Raw genomic sequence first — 17,721 nt, 5'->3', positions numbered from 1 at the left:
TGTCAGGCCAGCGCCTTGAGCAACGCATTGATAGCCTGCAAGTCATTCGCATCACCCTTCTCTCCCCAGCACAAAGCGATCATTTGCCTGTCCGCCTCGACCTTGTAGACATTGGCCGGCAGCGTTGAAAAATGCGGCAACAACTTTTCATCAACACACACCTCCTGCCATTGGTTGACCCACACCCCTGGCTTCAACTGCCAATAACTCCAGGTCGAAGGTTTGTTCCCGCGGCGTGGTCGATGGTACTGCGCACAGGGGCTGGGCGGCTCTTGCTGGAGCCAGTGCGGCCACTCCTGGGGCGTCAGCTGCATGGCCAGGCCGATACGGCGGGCTTCCATGCGCAGCGCCATGCGCCCGCTCTGATGGCGCGATGGGCGCAGCCATGCCAGGGGGCTCAGGACCACTACAAGGATTGACACCACTATCCAGACCGTCATATGTGTACTCCCGAATTTGTAGATGAGCGGATTTGACCTGACGCAACCCCATCCGCCTCAAAGCAGCCATACTGAACTTATTGCAGTCCCCTGGAGGAACGCCTCATGTCATACGAACATATTCTGGTCGCCGTGGACCTGACCGAAGAGTGCGATCCGGTGATCAAGCGCGCTCGGGCATTTGCCGTCGCCAGCGGCGCCAAACTGTCGCTGGTGCATATTGTCGAGCCAATGGCCATGGCCTTTGGCGGCGACGTCCCCATGGACCTTTCCCAGTTGCAACAACAACAGTTTGACCAGGCCAAAGAGCGCCTGGACCGCTTGATCGTCAAATACCCCGAGGTGATCAAGGAAAACTCTCACCTCACTTACGGCCAGCCGCGCCAGGAAATCCATCACCTGGCCAAGGAACAGAACTGCGACCTGATCGTGGTTGGCAGCCATGGCCGCCATGGCCTGGCGTTGCTGCTGGGCTCCACCGCCAACGATGTATTGCACGGTGCGCCTTGCGATGTGCTGGCGGTGAAGCTAGTGAAGAATACTTAAGAACACTGGAGACCCCTGTGGGAGCGGGCCTGCTCGCGAAAGCGGTGTATCAGTCGCCAGATGCATCAACTGACAGACCGCTTTCGCGAGCAAGCCCGCTCCCACATTTGAAACGGTATTTCATATAAAAAGCCCGGTGTTCATCCACATGAACACCGGGCTTTTTAATGCTCTGGAATCACTCAGGCATCCAGCTCGGCCCAACGTTCAACCAGCGCATCCAGCTCTTTGTTCAACTGTTCAAGGGACGCAATGACCTTCGCGGTTTCCGCCCCAGGACGCAGATAGAACCCCGCGTCCGCCATTTCAGCCTCAACGGCGGCGATCTGCTTTTCCTTGGCGTCGATATCGCCCGGCAAGGCTTCCAGCTCACGCTGCAGCTTGTAGCTGAGTTTCTTCTTGGCAGCCGGAGCAGCGTCCTGGGCAGGCGCAGCGGCCGCAACCGGTGTAACCACCGCAGAATTCAAGTCGGCCTTGCCGGACTTGCTTTCGGTCACGCCCAACAGGCGCGGCGAGCCGCCCTGACGCAGCCAGTCCTGATAACCACCGACGTACTCGCGAACCTTGCCTTCGCCTTCGAAGACCAGCGTGCTGGTGACCACGTTATCGAGGAATGCCCGGTCGTGACTGACCATCAGCACGGTGCCATTGAAGGTCAGCAAGACCTCTTCGAGCAGCTCGAGGGTTTCCACATCCAGGTCGTTGGTCGGTTCGTCGAGCACCAGCAGGTTGGCTGGCTTGCTGAACAGCTTGGCCAACAACAGGCGCGCACGCTCACCGCCAGACAGCGCCTTGACCGGGGTGCGGGCACGCTGCGGGCTGAACAGGAAGTCACCCAGATAGCTCAGCACATGACGGCTCTGGCCATCGATATCGATGAAATCGCGGCCTTCGGCAACGTTGTCGATGACGGTTTTTTCCAGGTCCAACTGGTGACGCAACTGGTCGAAGTAGGCCACGTCAATGCGCGTCCCCTCCTCCACGGTGCCGCTGGTCGGTTGCAGACCGCTGAGCATCAGCTTGAGCAAAGTGGTTTTGCCGGTACCGTTGGCACCCAGCAGGCCGATGCGATCGCCGCGCTGCAGGACCATGGAGAAGTCCTTGATCAAGAACGGACCATCCGGGTGATGGAAGCTGACATTCTCCAGCACCATGACCTGCTTGCCCGACTTGTCGGCCGTATCGAGTTGGATATTGGCCTTGCCGGTACGCTCGCGACGCTCGCTGCGCTCAACGCGCAGGGCCTTGAGTGCACGCACGCGGCCTTCGTTACGGGTGCGACGGGCCTTGATACCCTGGCGGATCCAGACCTCTTCCTGAGCCAGTTTTTTATCAAACAGTGCATTCGCGGTTTCTTCGGCAGCCAGAGCGGCTTCCTTATGCACCAGGAAGCTGGCGTAGTCGCCGTTCCAGTCGATCAGGCCGCCACGATCCAGTTCCAGGATGCGGGTGGCCAGGTTTTGCAGGAAGGAACGGTCGTGCGTGATAAACAGCACGGCGCCCTGGAAGTCCTTGAGGGCTTCTTCCAGCCAGGCGATTGCACCGATATCCAGGTGGTTGGTCGGCTCATCGAGCAACAGCAGGTCCGGTTCGGAAACCAGGGCCTGGGCCAGCAGGACGCGACGACGCCAGCCGCCGGACAATTCGGCGAGGGTTTTGTCGGCCGGCAGCTGCAGGCGACTCAAGGTACTGTCGACCAGTTGCTGCAAGCGCCAGCCATCACGGGCTTCGAGGTCTTGCTGGACATGCATCAGCTTGTCCAGGTCGGCATCGGTGACGATGTTCTGGCTCAGGTGATGGTATTGGGCGAGCAACGCGCCGACACCGTCCAGGCCTTCGGCGACCACGTCGAACACAGTCCGTCCGTCGGCCACTGGCAATTCTTGCGGTAATTCGCCGATCTTGAGGCCGGGCGCGCGCCATACAGAGCCTTCATCGGGCTTCTGATCGCCTTTTACCAGCTTCATCATGCTGGATTTGCCAGTGCCGTTGCGGCCGATGATGCACACCCGCTCACCACGGGCGATCTGCCAGGACACCTTGTCCAACAACGGCATAGCGCCGAAAGCAAGGGACACATCGCTGAATTTGAGCAGGGTCATGAGCTTCTCCAAAAACCGGGCGCGCATTCTACCTGAGTTGGGGGCTGAAGCGGCCGGCATTTTCACCTGCGACACGTTCTGAAGGACATTTCCCAATAACTTGAACGAAGCACCTGGCAAAGCTTTCACCGGTCACTGGCAAAAGGCTAAGCTAGGGACAATCAGTGTCGACCCGCGTCGGCACTAGTCCTGATTTCTTTGCACGGACGTCTCATGCGCAGTCGCCTTTTCAGTTTCTTATCTTGCCTGCTTCTTTCTACCACCGCCGTTCAAAGCGCCCAGGCCGTGGATTTGACCACCCAACGTCAATATTACGATCAAGCCAAGCGCGCGCTGGCCAAGGGCGATACCGGGCCCTACATGCAATACAGCAGCGCGCTGGCAGATTATCCGCTGACGCCGTACCTGGCGTATGACGAACTCACCGCCCGCCTGAAGTCCGCCAGCAATCAGGAAATCGAACAGTTCCTGGCCAAACATGGCGACCTGCCCCAGGCCAACTGGATGAAACTGCGCTGGTTACGCTGGCTGGCCGAGCGCGGCGACTGGCAGACCTTCGAAAAATACTACGATGCCAATCTCAACTTCACAGAACTGGACTGCCTCCACGGTCAATATCAGTTGAGCCACAACCTCAAGGCCGAGGGCTACGCCAGCGCCGAAAAACTGTGGCAGACGGGCAAATCCCAACCGGCTGCCTGCGATGCACTGTTCGCCCAGTGGTCCGCGGCGGGCCAACTGACTGAACAGAAACGCTGGCAGCGCACCAAACTGGCTGCCGAGGCCCGCAACTATGCGCTGGCCAACAGCCTGGTCAAAACCTTGAGCACCCTTGCCCCCCAAGGTCGCCTGATGGTCGATGTCGCGCAAAAGCCAGATTTGCTGAGCAACCCGGCCCGCTTCCAGCCTGCCTCCGAGGCCATGTCCGACGCGGTCGGCCTGGGTCTTCGCCGCCTGGCACGCCAGAACCCGGAAAAAGCCATGGCGTTGCTGGACGGTTACGCCGCCAGCATGCACTTCTCCCGTGACGAAAAGGTTTCCATTGCCCGAGAGATCGGCTTGACCCTGGCGCGACGCTTCGACCCGCGCGCGCTGGACGTAATGACCAAATACGACCCGGAACTGCAAGACAACACGGTCTCCGAATGGCGCATGCGCCTGCTGTTACGCCTGGCACGCTGGGAAGACGCCTATCAACTGACCCGCAAGCTGCCCCAGGACCTGGCCACCACCAGCCGGTGGCGCTACTGGCAGGCCCGCGCCCTGGAACTGGCTGAACCCAAGAACCCCCAGCCTTTGGTGCTATACAAGGACCTGGCCCGCGAGCGCGATTTCTATGGCTTTCTGGCGGCAGATCGCTCCCAGGCCCCGTACCAACTGAATAATCGCCCCTTGGTGATGAGCCAGACGCTGATCAAAAAAGTACGCAACACACCCGGTGTGCGGCGCGCCCTGGAGTTCTACGCTCGTGGCCAGATCGTTGATGGGCGTCGCGAGTGGTACCACGTCAGCCGTCACTTCAACCGTGACGAAATGGTCGCCCAGGCCAAACTCGCCTACGACATGAAATGGTATTTCCCGGCGATCCGTACCATCAGCCAGGCGAAGTACTGGGACGACCTGGATATTCGCTTCCCCATGGCCCATCGCGACACACTGGTGCGGGAAGCCAAGGTACGTGGCCTGCATTCCAGCTGGGTATTCGCCATCACTCGTCAGGAAAGCGCCTTCATGGACGACGCCCGTTCTGGCGTAGGCGCCAGCGGCCTGATGCAACTGATGCCCGCCACCGCCAAGGAAACCGCACGCAAGTTCAGCATCCCGCTGGCTTCGCCCCGCCAGGTGCTGGACCCGGACACAAACATCCGACTCGGGGCCGCGTACCTGAGCCAGGTCCATAGCCAGTTCAATGGCAACCGCGTCCTCGCTTCCGCTGCCTACAATGCCGGCCCCGGCCGCGTACGCCAATGGCTGCGGGGTGCCGACCACCTGAGTTTCGATGTGTGGGTAGAAAGCATTCCTTTCGACGAAACTCGGCAATATGTGCAGAACGTGCTGTCTTATTCGGTCATCTATGGCCAGAAGCTCAACTCACCACAACCACTGGTGGACTGGCATGAACGCTACTTCGATGATCAGTAGCAGAGGGGCAGCCGCAAGCTACAAGCTTGAAGCTTGAAGCTTGCGACTTGCAGCTTAAGCCCCATCATGCCCATCGCTGAACTGCAGCGCCGCCAGCCGTGCATATAAAGGATTGCTGGCAATCAACTGCTGATGAGTGCCCACGGCCACCACTTTCCCCTGATCCATCACCGCGATCCGGTCGGCGTTTTTCACCGTGGCCAGGCGATGGGCAATCACCAGCGTGGTACGCCCCTGCATCAATTGCGGCAGCGCCTGCTGGATCAGGTGCTCACTCTGGGCATCAAGGGCACTGGTGGCCTCATCCAGCAGCAGGATCGGTGCATCCACCAGCAACGCCCGGGCAATCGCCAGACGCTGGCGCTGCCCACCAGAGAGGCCAGTGCCGCCATCGCCCAGGTGCGTGCGATAACCGTCAGGCATTTGCAGGATAAAGTCATGTGCATGGGCGATACGCGCCGCCGCCTCGACTTCGGCAAAAGTGGCCGTCGGGTTGCCGTAACGAATGTTCTCCTCGACGCTGCCAAAAAACAGCGCCGGGCTCTGGGAGACGAGCGCGTAGCAGCGGCGCGCGTCCAGCGGGTCCAGCGCGGTCAATGGCTGGCCTTCCAACAGGATGCGACCTTGTTGTGGATCATAGAACCGCAGCAATAGGTCGAAGATCGTTGATTTTCCAGCACCGGACGGCCCGACCAAGGCCAGGGTTTCGCCAGCCTTGATGGTCAGGTCCAGGCCGTCGATGGCATATCGGTCGGGCCGCGACGGATAGGAAAAACGCAGGTCCTGCAGCTCCAGCCGACCACTGATTCGCTCAGGTAGTGTGACCAACCCACTGGCAGGTGCCTGGATTTCATTGCTCGACTGCAGCAGTTCGGCAATTCGCTCCGCCGCGCCAGCCGCTCGCTGCAACTCGCCAATCACTTCGCTCAACGTGCCGAAGGCGCTGCCGACAATCAGGCTGTAAAACACAAAGGCCGCCAGCTCGCCCCCGGAAATACGCCCGGCAATCACATCCATGCCCCCAACCCAAAGCATCACACCCACAGCGCCCAGCACCAGCATGATCACCAGGGTAATCAGCCAGGCTCGCTGGACGATGCGTTTGCGAGCAGTGGCGAACGCCTCTTCCACCGTGATGGCGAATCGCTGCTCATCCTGCATCTGATGGTTGTAGGCCTGCACAGTCTTGATCTGGCCGAGAGTCTCGGAAACATAACTGCCGACATCGGCAATACGATCCTGGCTCAGCCGCGACAAGCTACGCACGCGCCTGCCGAAAACTAGGATCGGTGCCAGGACCAATGGCAACGCCACCACGACAATGCTGGTGAGCTTGGGATTGGTTATAAACAGCAGCACCACACCACCGATCACCATCAGTGCATTGCGCAGGAACAACGACAGCGAAGAACCGATGACCGACTGCAACAAGGTGGTGTCGGCGGTCAATCGCGACTGGATCTCGGAACTGCGATTGTTTTCGTAGAATCCCGGGTGCAGGTAGATCAGGTGGTTGAATACTTGACGGCGAATATCCGCGACACAGCGCTCGCCGATCCACGATACCAGGTAAAAGCGGGTAAACGTCCCCACCGCCAAGCCCAGAACCAGCACCATGAACAGGCCTATGGACTGGTTGAGCAGGTGCGGTGACTGGGTCATGAAACCTTGATCGACCAATAAACGGATCCCCTGGCCCATGGACAAGGTAATGCCTGCGGTGACAATCAGTGCCAACAAGGCACCCAAAGCCTGCCAGCGATAAGGGGCAATAAAGCGACCGGCCAGGCGAATGGCGCGGCGTTGACGGGCAGAGAGCATGGAAACATCACCTGATTGGATACAGCCTCAAGCCTACACCGCAATCGGACAGGACTTGGGCAAATCATAATGAGTCGGGTTAATTATGCCCGGCGTGGTCGGGCCCTAGAGGTTATCGTTCTAAAGTGCAACTGGAAATCCAGCGGGATTTCTGCTGGACTGTGCGCTCGAACCGTTGATCGTGTAAGGAGTTGTAATAGCTCGGTCACGCGGGGGAGTTAAAGTAGGAACACAACCTGATGAGGAGACAGGCATGTCCTTGCAAACCAGCAGCACTGACAAAGTTGAAGTAATCCGCCAGCAGCAGGCATTACCTTGCTCGTATATCGATGCCCAAGGCCGCGAAGTGCCGATTACCGAGGAGATGATCCAGAGTGCGTGCGCGGACCTGGAAAAGAAACTGGTCAAGCCTGCCCGACAAGGCTGATATACCCGGAATTGACCTGCAGAACCAATGCCGATTTATCGTAGGAACGAGCTTGCTCGCGAAGAACTCAAGGGCACCGCGCTTATCCTGATACACGGGTTATCGTTGACGTTTTTCGCGAGCAAGAACAGCATCAAGCCCCCACGGCAGACGCACCCAACGCCGAGACAATCCTTGATAAGTCCTTCGACTCGCCATTGATCCGCACCTTCAACCCATCAATTTCCCTGCGCAACGGATAATGCTTGCGAAGCAGGTCGAACGCCTGGCGCTGCTCGTCCACACGCCCCATCAGGCTGCGCCGAAAATCCGCATCGTCCCGACGCGGGTCATAAACACCGCGACACAGCATGGCCAGAGCCCACGCCGGATCGGCGTGGGCATTGAGGCTGACTTCGGCCAGCCACGGCTGTGGCAACAAATCGCTCAATTGAATGCTCGCCGCCTGACCGAGATGCTCGCAAAACGCCTGGTAGATCTGCGCGGTGCCGCGCTGCTTGCCGTCCAGGCTGTAACCCGCGATGTGCGGGGTTGCCAGCACGCACAGATCAGCCAATTCGACATCCACCTCAGGCTCGCCCTCCCACACGTCCAACACCGCCTGTAAATCTTCACGAGCCAGCAACACGTCCTTGAGCGCGGCGTTATCCACCACCGCACCACGACTGGCATTGATCAGCCAGGCACCAGACTTGAGCTGATTCAGGCGCTGACGATCAAACAGGTGCCAGGTCGAGCCGCTACCGGATTTTTTCAATGGCGTATGCAAACTGATGACATCGCACTGCTCGATGATCTGCTCCAGACTGACGTAGTCACCGTCCTCGGCCATCTGTCGCGGCGGATCGCACACCAGCACCTTCCAGCCCAGGCCTTCGAGCACCTTGACCAGGCGGCCGCCCACTGCGCCTGCGCCCACCACGCCATAGGTGCGCTGGTTCAGGTCGGCGCCCTCGATTTCGGCCAGGGTCAGCAGGCTGCCCAGCACGTAGTCGACCACACCTCGGGCGTTGCAACCCGGTGCGCTGGACCATTGGATACCGGCTTTTTGCAAGTAGTCGAGGTCCAGGTGATCAGTTCCGATGGTGCACGTGCCGACAAAACGCACTGGCGTGCCTTCAAGCAGCGCACGGTTGACGTTGGTCACCGAACGCACCAACAGCACATCGGCCTGTTCGAGGGTGGCGCGGTCGATGGATCGGCCAGGCACCCGGCGAATCTCACCGAAGCCTTCAAAGAACTCATCGAGCAGCGGAATATTTTCGTCGGCAACAATCAGCATGGCAGGCTCCTTTGGCGGATCAGTAGTGTACAGGCAGGGGCCGCTGCAACGTTTACAAATCAGCAACACAGGTTTTTTCCTGACTGACACGTCAAGGCGTAGAATCCGTCGTCCTGCGCTTCCCCCCTTATCGGACACCAGCTCGTGAACACTGCCACTTCCACCCTCTCCCGCCCCGCCCGCGTCCGCCTGGAGGTCCGCAACCTGCTGGCCCTGGCCCTGCCGATCATGATCGGGCAACTGGCAACCACCGCCATGGGCTTTGTCGACGCGGTAATGGCCGGACGTGTCAGCTCGCGAGACCTTGCAGCCGTAGCCCTGGGCAACTCGATCTGGATTCCGGTGTATCTGTTGATGACCGGCACCCTGCTGGCCACCACCCCCAAAGTCGCCCAGCGTTTTGGCGCCGGTAACCACCGCGAGATCGGCCCGTTGGTGCGCCAGTCTATGTGGTTGGGACTGATGGTCGGGATTATCGCGTTATTGTTGCTGATCAGCGCCGAACCGATCCTGCGCGCCATGAACGTCGATCCTGAACTGATCGCACCGTGCATGGGCTATCTGCACGGAATTGCTTCAGGCATGCCGGCCGTTGCACTGTATTACGTATTGCGCTGTTTCAGTGACGGGCTGGGGCGCACACGCCCAAGCATGGTTCTGGGCCTTTGTGGACTGGCGCTGAACATTCCGCTCAATTACATATTCATCTATGGCCATTTTGGCGTGCCGGCCATGGGCGGCGTCGGTTGCGGCTGGGCCACGGCGATTGTGATGTGGGTGATGATGCTCGGCCTGGCCGGCTGGACCCGCTGGGCGCCGGTGTATCACGCCAGCGAACTGTTCAAGCGTTTCGACTGGCCGCAATGGACGGTGATCAAACGCATATTGAGCATCGGCCTGCCGATCGGCATCGCGATCTTTGCCGAGTCGAGCATCTTTGCAGTGATTGCCCTGCTGATCGGCAGCCTCGGTGCAACCGTGGTGGCTGGACACCAGATTGCCCTGAACTTCAGCTCCCTGGTGTTCATGATTCCTTACTCCTTGAGCATGGCGGTGACCGTGCGCGTCGGCCAGGCCCTGGGCCGTGGCGAACCACGTGAGGCGCGCTTTGCCGCCGGCGTAGGGATGGGCACTGCACTGGCCTATGCCTGCGTGTCTTGCGGCTTGATGTTGGTGTTCCGCGAACAGATCGCCACGATCTACACCTCAGACCCCCTGGCGATCCAGGTGGCGGCGACGCTGATTGTGTTTGCCGCGCTATTCCAGTTTTCCGACGCGATCCAGGTCACTGCGGCTGGCGCCTTGCGTGGGTATCAGGACACCCGGGTGACCATGGTCCTGACCCTGTTCGCCTATTGGGGCGTGGGCCTGCCTGTGGGCTATGCATTGGGGCTGACCGACTGGTTGGGCCAGGCCAACGGCCCGAGCGGCTTGTGGCAGGGACTGATCGTTGGCTTGAGCTGTGCGGCGGCCATGTTGCTGGTGCGCCTGGCACGCAGTGCGCGCCGGCGCATTCACGCAGCTTAATCGGACTTCTTGCGAATCCAGTACAGATAGGTACCCGCCTGTTCTTGCTGTTCCACGAGTTCATGGTCGAGGAACACACAAAACTTGGGAATGTCGCGACGGGTCGACGGATCGGTCGCGATCACCTTGAGCAGGCCACCCGGCGCCAGGTCACGGATGTGCTGGTGCAGCATCATCACCGGCTCCGGGCAGTTGAGGCCAGTGGCGTCGAGGGTGCCGTCGACGGCGGTATCCAAAATATTGCTCATCGTTTACTCCTGCAAGGTTCAACGGGCCTTGGTTTTCTTCACATCCAAACGACGCAAATGGCACGTCACTTCCTCGCGGTCGTGGTACAGCTGCTTGCAGCCGATTTCCACGCGAATGCCGCGCGCCTTGAAACCGTCCTCGATCCGCTCCAACAGACGCTTCACTTCGGCATAACGCTGTTTCATCGGCAGTTTGAGGTTAACCACCGCTTCACGGCAATGGCCTTCGCCGATCCAGGTTTCCAACAACGCGGCATTGCGCGCCGGCTTCTCGACGATATCGCAGACCATCCAATCCACCGGTTGCTTGGGCGTGAAGGTAAAGCCATCCGCCATCAAATGCTGCACCAGGCCGGTATCCATCAGGCTTTCGGCCATCGGCCCGTTATCGATGGCCGTGACCAACATGCCACGATTGACCAACTGCCAGGTCCAGCCGCCTGGTGCGGCGCCCAGGTCAACGCCAGTCATATCGCCGTGCAGACGGTCTTCCCACTGATCACGAGGGATAAAGTGGTGCCAGGCCTCTTCCAGCTTCAAGGTCGAGCGGCTCGGCGCGTCGCGAGGGAATTTCAGGCGAGGAATGCCCATTGGCCACATCGCCGAGTTGTTCGACTCGGCCAGCCCCATGAATACTTCGCGACCGCTTTTGAAGGTCAGCAACAGTCGCGGCTTGCTGGCGTCCTCCACCAACCGGCCGGCGGCCAACAGCGCCTTGCGCAGGTGGCCTTCGAATTTTTTGCAGAAGTTCGACAGTTCCTTGCCATCGTTGGTGTCGACCATCTCCAGCCACAGGCTGCCGCACACAGGAAAACTGTGCAGGTGGGCGAGGATCACGCTGATGCGATCGGTTTCCGGCAGGTCGATAAAGACCCCACGCGCCCACTGCCGCGGGAAGATCAGCTCGGCAAAACGCTGGCCGTGCATCAGGCGCTGGGCGCCCTCTTCTTCAGTGCAGATAAATTCGGCGCAAGCGCTGCCGGTCTTGGCCTTGGCATAGCCCGAGACATTAAGGCGAGCGGCATGCTCCGCGATCTCGGAACAGACTTCGCCTTCAAAGCCCGGGCGGCAGTGCATAAAAAGGGTGTTCATTGACTCTCCTGGATCACCGACCTTGCTCTGGCGCAAAGCCTGTCATGAAAACGCGCGCATGATAGCTGACTTCGGAACCTTGGTTATGCCCATAGAGTCCAGTTATTAGCCACCTACCTAAAACAGCGCTAGGTTAGAAGCTCTGTCCGTCCCGTCAGGTCCGTAGCCGTGCGGATCATAAGGAGTCATGTAATGTCATCCCTTGATAGCCTGAGTACCCTTAAGACACTTGAAATAGACAACACGACGTACCACTACTTCAGCCTGCCCGAGGCCGCCAAGAGCCTGGGTGACCTGGATAAGCTGCCGATGTCACTCAAGGTGCTGCTGGAAAACCTGTTGCGCTGGGAGGACGAAAAAACCGTCACCGGCGCAGACCTCAAGGCGATTGCCGCCTGGCTCAAGGAGCGCCGCTCGGACCGCGAGATCCAGTACCGCCCGGCGCGAGTGCTGATGCAAGACTTCACCGGCGTCCCAGCGGTAGTCGACCTGGCTGCCATGCGCGCCGCCATGGCCAAGGCTGGTGGCGATCCGCAGCGCATCAACCCGTTATCACCGGTGGATCTGGTGATTGACCACTCGGTGATGGTCGACAAGTTTGGCAACGCCGAGGCGTTCGAACAGAACGTCGATATCGAGATGCAGCGCAACGGCGAACGCTATGCCTTTCTGCGCTGGGGCCAAAGCGCCTTCGATAATTTCAGCGTAGTGCCGCCCGGCACCGGTATCTGCCACCAGGTGAACCTGGAATACCTGGGCCGCACGGTGTGGACCAAGGACGAAGACGGCCGCACGTATGCCTTCCCTGACACGCTGGTCGGCACCGATTCTCACACCACCATGATCAACGGTCTCGGCGTACTGGGTTGGGGCGTGGGTGGGATCGAGGCGGAAGCGGCGATGCTTGGCCAACCGGTGTCGATGCTGATCCCTGAAGTCATCGGCTTCAAGCTCACCGGCAAACTCAAGGAAGGCATCACCGCCACCGACCTGGTGCTGACCGTGACGCAGATGCTGCGCAAAAAAGGCGTGGTCGGCAAATTCGTCGAGTTTTATGGTGATGGCCTCGCCGACCTGCCGCTGGCCGACCGCGCCACCATCGCCAACATGGCACCGGAATATGGCGCCACCTGTGGTTTTTTCCCGGTGGACGAGGTGACGTTGGACTACTTGCGACTGTCGGGTCGCCCGACAGCAACGGTCAAGCTGGTGGAGGCCTACACCAAAGCCCAAGGCCTGTGGCGCAACGCGGGCCAGGAGCCGGTGTTCACTGACAGCCTGGCCTTGGACATGGGCACCGTAGAGGCCAGCCTTGCCGGGCCGAAACGTCCTCAGGATCGTGTATCGCTACCCGATGTGGGCCAGGCGTTCAGCGACTTCCTCGATTTGCAGTTCAAGCCAACCAGCAAGGAAGAAGGTCGCCTGGAAAGCGAAGGTGGCGGTGGCGTCGCGGTGGGCAATGCCGATCTGGTAGGCGAAGCGGACTACGACTTCGAAGGCCAGACCTATCGCCTGAAAAATGGCGCCGTAGTAATCGCTGCAATTACCTCCTGCACCAATACCTCCAATCCAAGTGTAATGATGGCAGCCGGCCTGGTAGCGAAGAAAGCCGTGGAAAAAGGCCTGACTCGCAAGCCGTGGGTAAAAACCTCACTGGCGCCCGGCTCCAAGGTCGTTACTGATTATTACAAGGCCGCCGGCCTGACTCAGTACCTGAATCAACTGGGTTTCGACCTGGTGGGTTATGGCTGCACTACGTGTATCGGCAACTCAGGCCCCCTGCCGGACCCCATCGAGAAAGCCATCCAGAAAGCCGACCTCGCCGTCGCGTCGGTGCTATCCGGCAACCGTAACTTCGAAGGCCGCGTGCATCCGCTGGTGAAAACCAACTGGCTGGCCTCGCCCCCCCTCGTCGTGGCGTATGCGCTGGCCGGGACTGTACGTATCGACATCAGCAGTGAGCCCCTGGGCGAAGGCAAGGATGGCAAGCCGGTGTACCTGCGGGACATCTGGCCCAGCAGCCAGGAAATCGCCGACGCCGTGGCACAAGTCAGTACCGGCATGTTCCACAAGGAATATGCCGAAGTGTTTGCAGGCGATGAACAGTGGCAAGCCATCGAAGTCCCGCAGGCGGCGACTTACGTGTGGCAGAAAGACTCTACCTATATCCAGCACCCACCGTTCTTCGATGACATCGCCGGCCCCTTGCCGGTGATCAAGGATATACAGGGTGCCAATGTCCTGGCCTTGCTCGCAGACTCAGTGACCACTGACCACATCTCCCCTGCCGGCAACATCAAGGCCGACAGCCCGGCCGGACGCTACTTGCGCGAACAGGGCGTCGAACCGCGAGACTTCAACTCCTACGGTTCGCGCCGGGGCAACCATGAAGTGATGATGCGCGGCACCTTCGCCAACATCCGTATCCGCAACGAAATGCTGGGGGGCGAAGAAGGCGGCAATACGCTGTATATCCCCACTGGCGAAAAAATGTCGATCTACGAGGCGGCGATGAAGTACCAGGCATCCGGCACGCCACTGGTGGTTGTCGCAGGCCAGGAGTATGGCACCGGCTCCAGCCGCGACTGGGCGGCCAAGGGTACCAATCTACTGGGGGTCAAGGCGGTAATCGCCGAGAGCTTCGAGCGGATTCACCGCTCCAACCTGGTAGGCATGGGCGTGTTGCCGCTGCAGTTCAAACTGGACCAGAACCGCAAGAGCCTGAAGCTGACAGGCAAGGAAAAGATCGACACTCTTGGACTGACGGGCGCAACGCTTGGCCCAAGAATGAATCTTGCCTTGGTGATAACCCGTGAAGATGGCAGCCATGAGAAGGTCGACGTACTGTGCCGCATCGATACGCTGAACGAAGTCGAGTACTTCAAGGCAGGGGGAATCTTGCATTATGTGCTGCGACAATTGATCGCCTCATAAGGCGCCTTGCCTGACAAGACACCGCCTTGGGCGGTGTCTTCATTTTTTGGCCGCTCTGATCGGCGCTGCAACCGACCTCTGTTCAGCAGAGCGGTCGAGGTAAAGTTGAACGAATTGCTGCCGATAACGGCAGAGGAACGAACATTCAGCAAGCTCTGCAGTAGCCTATCAATATCCAAAAGCCATATTTTTACGCTGCGTAGACTCAATTCTCGGATGCATCCACACCGCAATGTGATTTTTTTGTAACTGCTTAATGCAGAAAAAAGAAATCCGCGATTTCCAGCAGCCCAGTCAGAAAAAGTCAGAAAAACCCGAGAAATATAAGAAACTCCCTACATACACAGCCATTTATCTGTAAACCTGCAAACCCGCAACGGGAAAAAACTGCCCATCGCTTTATTTGTTTTATAGCCATTTGTAAAGTGAAACGATGTGAATTTTCTTGATGGCACAGGGCGCCCAAGATGATATCGTTCTTTCCGCGTAGGCGTTGTCACCAAACAGCCACCAATAGAGCATGAAGGTGTTCCTGCGCAAATTGTGGAGTCGTTATGGCCACGGAGTGCGCTAAAGCAACACCTCTTGCCACCTCTCACATACACCAACTCAGTTGCGCGATACCGCACCTGCGGCTTTCTGCATTCGTTTTTTGCCTCTGGAATGGATTCCCGGCTGCGCTTTGAAGTGCGCCGCATCCTGACATGGGTTCACCGTCATATCTGTAGTAGAGGTGTTCAACTATGCCCATCAAGACCTTGTCCATTTTCGGAACCCGGCCCGAAGCCATTAAAATGGCACCTCTGGCCCTGCAACTGGCGAGCGACGTGCGTTTCGATGCGAAAGTGTGTGTCACCGCCCAGCACCGCGAAATGCTCGATCAAGTGCTTGAGCTGTTTGACCTCACGCCGGATTTCGATCTGAACATCATGAAGCCTGGGCAAACACTGACAGACGTGACGACAGCGATCCTGCAAGGACTCAAGCCAGTCCTGGAAGCGTTCAAGCCTGATGTGATCCTTGTGCATGGCGACACCGCGACCACTTTCGCCGCCAGCCTGGCAGCTTATTACCAGCAGATTCCGATTGCCCACGTCGAAGCGGGCTTGCGTACCAACGATCTCTACTCGCCCTGGCCGGAAGAAGGTAATCGCCGCTTGACCGGCAGCCTGGCGACGCTTCATTTCGCACCGACTGAAACATCGCGGCAAAACCTGCTCCGAGAAGGGATCGCCTCCTCGGCGATTCACGTGACAGGCAATACGGTAATCGACGCACTGCTCAGCATTGTCGAAAGACTGGACAGCCCGGCATCGAAGCTACAGGCACAGTTCGACGAACAGTTCGCGTTTTTGCCCCGTGACCATCGCATGGTCCTGATCACCGGCCATCGCCGCGAAAACTTCGGTGGCGGCTTCGAGCGCATTTGCCAGGCCCTGGCCAATACCGCCCGGGAGTTTCCGGACGTCGAGTTCGTTTACCCCGTGCATCTGAATCCCAACGTGCGCGAACCCGTGCAACGCTTGCTGGCAGATATCGGCAACGTGCATCTGATCGAGCCCCTGGACTACCTGCCGTTCGTTTACCTGATGACCCGTTCCTACCTGATCCTCACTGACTCCGGTGGCATTCAGGAAGAGGCACCTGCGCTGGGCAAACCCGTGCTGGTCATGCGTGACACCACCGAACGGCCTGAAGCCGTGGATGCGGGCACTGTCAAGCTCGTAGGTACCGAAGTCGACTCAATTACCCACCATCTCAGCGAACTGCTGAGTGATGAAATCGCTTATCAAAAAATGAGCTTTGCCCATAACCCTTATGGTGATGGCAAGGCATGTGCCTATATCCGTGAGGCACTGATGGTTCTGGCCGTTCAACAAAATGAGACTGCAGCATGAATTTCCCGCGTATTTCGGTCATTGGACTCGGTTACATCGGCCTGCCAACAGCAGCCATCTTTGCCTCGCGCAAAAAGCAAGTGATTGGCGTTGACGTCAACCAGCGTGCAGTGGACACCATTAACCGCGGCGAGATTCATATCGTCGAACCCGATCTCGACATGCTGGTGCATGCCGCTGTCACCGAAGGCTACCTGCGGGCGACTACCGTTGCCGAACCGGCCGATGCGTTCCTGATTGCGGTACCGACCCCATTCAAGGAAGACCACGAACCGGATCTGAGCTACATCGAGGCCGCAAGCAAGTCGATTGCCAAGGTCCTGAAGAAAAACGACCTGGTTATCCTGGAGTCGACCTCCCCGGTCGGTGCCACCGAAAGCATGGCCCAGTGGCTTGCCGAAGCGCGCCCGGACCTGACTTTCCCGGCCACCCACGGCGAAGATTCCGACATTCGCATCGCCCACTGCCCTGAGCGCGTGCTGCCCGGCCACGTCCTGCGCGAACTGGTTGCCAACGACCGCATCATCGGCGGCATGACACCCAAGTGCTCGGAAGCCGCAGTGCGCCTTTACCGCGCGTTTGTCGAAGGCGAGTGCATCATCACCGACACCCGTACGGCCGAGATGTGCAAGCTCACCGAAAACAGCTTTCGTGACGTCAACATCGCGTTCGCCAACGAGCTGTCGATGATTTGCGCCGAGCTGAAGATCAACCCTTGGGAGCTGATTCGCCTGGCCAATCATCACCCACGCGTGAATATCCTGCAGCCCGGCCCCGGCGTCGGTGGTCACTGCATTGCCGTCGACCCTTGGTTTATCGTTAGCAAAACCCCGGAACTGGCCCGCCTGATCCGCAGTGCCCGCGAGGTCAACGACCAGAAGCCGCAATGGGTCATTCAACAAGTGAAGCTGGCGGTAGCCGAGTATTTGCTCAGCCACCCGGAGCAATCTGCCAGCAGCGTTCGCATCGCATGCTATGGCCTGGCGTTCAAACCGGACATCGATGACCTGCGTGAAAGCCCGTCGCTCAATATCGCACGTCAACTAAGTGATGAACTGGGCGTCGAACTGCAATTAATCGAGCCTAACATCGAAGAATTGCCCGCCGACCTAGCCAAGCACCAGTTGGTAGACGCCGCCTACGCCCTGGACAGTGCTCATATTCACGTGTTGCTGGTTAAACACCGTGAGTTCACCAGCATGGCCAAGATGCGTGATAACGCCATTGTGATCGATGCCGCAGGCGTGTTTGCTGCCTGACAA

13 protein-coding genes are annotated in these 17,721 nt (G+C 59.0%); 7 read left to right on the top strand and 6 right to left on the bottom strand.

The window, feature by feature from the left end; all coding sequences use genetic code 11:
- Positions 1-2: 2 nt before the first annotated feature.
- Positions 3-440 carry a hypothetical protein gene (locus OQ460_RS07825; protein WP_410021268.1) on the bottom strand — a complete coding sequence of 146 codons (438 nt, stop codon included), beginning with the start codon at positions 438-440 and terminating at the stop codon, positions 3-5.
- Between the two features lie 105 nt (positions 441-545).
- Between OQ460_RS07825 and OQ460_RS07820 the strand changes: the two genes are divergently transcribed.
- The gene (locus OQ460_RS07820) at positions 546-986 is read left to right on the top strand and encodes a universal stress protein (RefSeq protein WP_410021267.1); all 441 of its coding nucleotides are present in this window, start codon (positions 546-548) and stop codon (positions 984-986) included.
- Between the two features lie 182 nt (positions 987-1,168).
- On the opposite strand, the gene OQ460_RS07815 is transcribed toward OQ460_RS07820, so the two are convergent.
- A complete protein-coding gene (locus OQ460_RS07815; RefSeq protein ID WP_410021266.1) occupies positions 1,169-3,088 on the bottom strand; it encodes an ATP-binding cassette domain-containing protein in 1,920 nt (639 codons plus the stop codon).
- A gap of 213 nt (positions 3,089-3,301) precedes the next feature.
- Here OQ460_RS07815 and OQ460_RS07810 point away from each other — a divergent pair, with 213 nt between their 5' ends.
- Positions 3,302-5,230 carry a transglycosylase SLT domain-containing protein gene (locus tag OQ460_RS07810; RefSeq protein WP_410021265.1) on the top strand — a complete coding sequence of 643 codons (1,929 nt, stop codon included), beginning with the start codon at positions 3,302-3,304 and terminating at the stop codon, positions 5,228-5,230.
- Between the two features lie 54 nt (positions 5,231-5,284).
- Here the strand turns inward: OQ460_RS07810 and OQ460_RS07805 are convergent, their stop codons facing one another.
- Positions 5,285-7,051 carry an ABC transporter transmembrane domain-containing protein gene (locus OQ460_RS07805; RefSeq protein ID WP_410021264.1) on the bottom strand — a complete coding sequence of 589 codons (1,767 nt, stop codon included), beginning with the start codon at positions 7,049-7,051 and terminating at the stop codon, positions 5,285-5,287.
- A 253-nt stretch (positions 7,052-7,304) separates the two neighbouring features.
- Here OQ460_RS07805 and OQ460_RS07800 point away from each other — a divergent pair, with 253 nt between their 5' ends.
- The gene (locus OQ460_RS07800; protein ID WP_410021263.1) at positions 7,305-7,478 is read left to right on the top strand and encodes a PA1571 family protein; all 174 of its coding nucleotides are present in this window, start codon (positions 7,305-7,307) and stop codon (positions 7,476-7,478) included.
- A 133-nt stretch (positions 7,479-7,611) separates the two neighbouring features.
- Here the strand turns inward: OQ460_RS07800 and pdxB are convergent, their stop codons facing one another.
- On the bottom strand, positions 7,612-8,760 hold the full coding sequence (pdxB, locus tag OQ460_RS07795; RefSeq protein WP_410021262.1) for a 4-phosphoerythronate dehydrogenase PdxB: 1,149 nt from the start codon (positions 8,758-8,760) through the stop codon (positions 7,612-7,614).
- 144 nt (positions 8,761-8,904) lie between these two features.
- Between pdxB and OQ460_RS07790 the strand changes: the two genes are divergently transcribed.
- A complete protein-coding gene (locus OQ460_RS07790; protein WP_410021261.1) occupies positions 8,905-10,287 on the top strand; it encodes an MATE family efflux transporter in 1,383 nt (460 codons plus the stop codon).
- Here OQ460_RS07790 and tusA read toward each other — a convergent pair.
- The gene (gene tusA, locus OQ460_RS07785; RefSeq protein WP_410021260.1) at positions 10,284-10,535 is read right to left on the bottom strand and encodes a sulfurtransferase TusA; all 252 of its coding nucleotides are present in this window, start codon (positions 10,533-10,535) and stop codon (positions 10,284-10,286) included. The genes OQ460_RS07790 and tusA overlap by 4 nt on opposite strands.
- Positions 10,536-10,553: 18 nt before the next feature.
- Positions 10,554-11,627: a 23S rRNA (cytidine(2498)-2'-O)-methyltransferase RlmM gene (gene rlmM / locus OQ460_RS07780; RefSeq protein WP_410021259.1), complete on the bottom strand. Its 1,074-nt coding sequence runs from the start codon at positions 11,625-11,627 to the stop codon at positions 10,554-10,556.
- A 192-nt stretch (positions 11,628-11,819) separates the two neighbouring features.
- On the opposite strand from rlmM, the gene acnA reads away from it, so the two are divergent.
- The 3 genes from acnA to wecC all read left to right on the top strand — a co-directional run bounded on the left by acnA (position 11,820) and on the right by wecC (position 17,718).
- Complete coding sequence (gene acnA, locus OQ460_RS07775; RefSeq protein ID WP_410021258.1) at positions 11,820-14,561, top strand: aconitate hydratase AcnA; 2,742 nt, start codon at positions 11,820-11,822, stop codon at positions 14,559-14,561.
- A 743-nt stretch (positions 14,562-15,304) separates the two neighbouring features.
- Positions 15,305-16,459 (top strand): non-hydrolyzing UDP-N-acetylglucosamine 2-epimerase, encoded by a 1,155-nt coding sequence (wecB, locus tag OQ460_RS07770; RefSeq protein WP_410021257.1) that lies wholly within the window; start codon positions 15,305-15,307, stop codon positions 16,457-16,459.
- A complete protein-coding gene (wecC, locus tag OQ460_RS07765) occupies positions 16,456-17,718 on the top strand; it encodes a UDP-N-acetyl-D-mannosamine dehydrogenase (protein WP_410021256.1) in 1,263 nt (420 codons plus the stop codon). Before wecB ends, wecC begins: the two co-directional genes overlap by 4 nt.
- The last annotated feature ends 3 nt before the right edge of the window (positions 17,719-17,721 follow it).

This window comes from Pseudomonas imrae, assembly GCF_046352735.2.
In the GTDB taxonomy this organism is placed as follows: Bacteria; Pseudomonadota; Gammaproteobacteria; order Pseudomonadales; family Pseudomonadaceae; genus Aquipseudomonas; species Aquipseudomonas imrae.
Note: the sequence above shows the minus strand (reverse complement) of the source record. Positions and strands in the feature narration are given on the sequence as shown.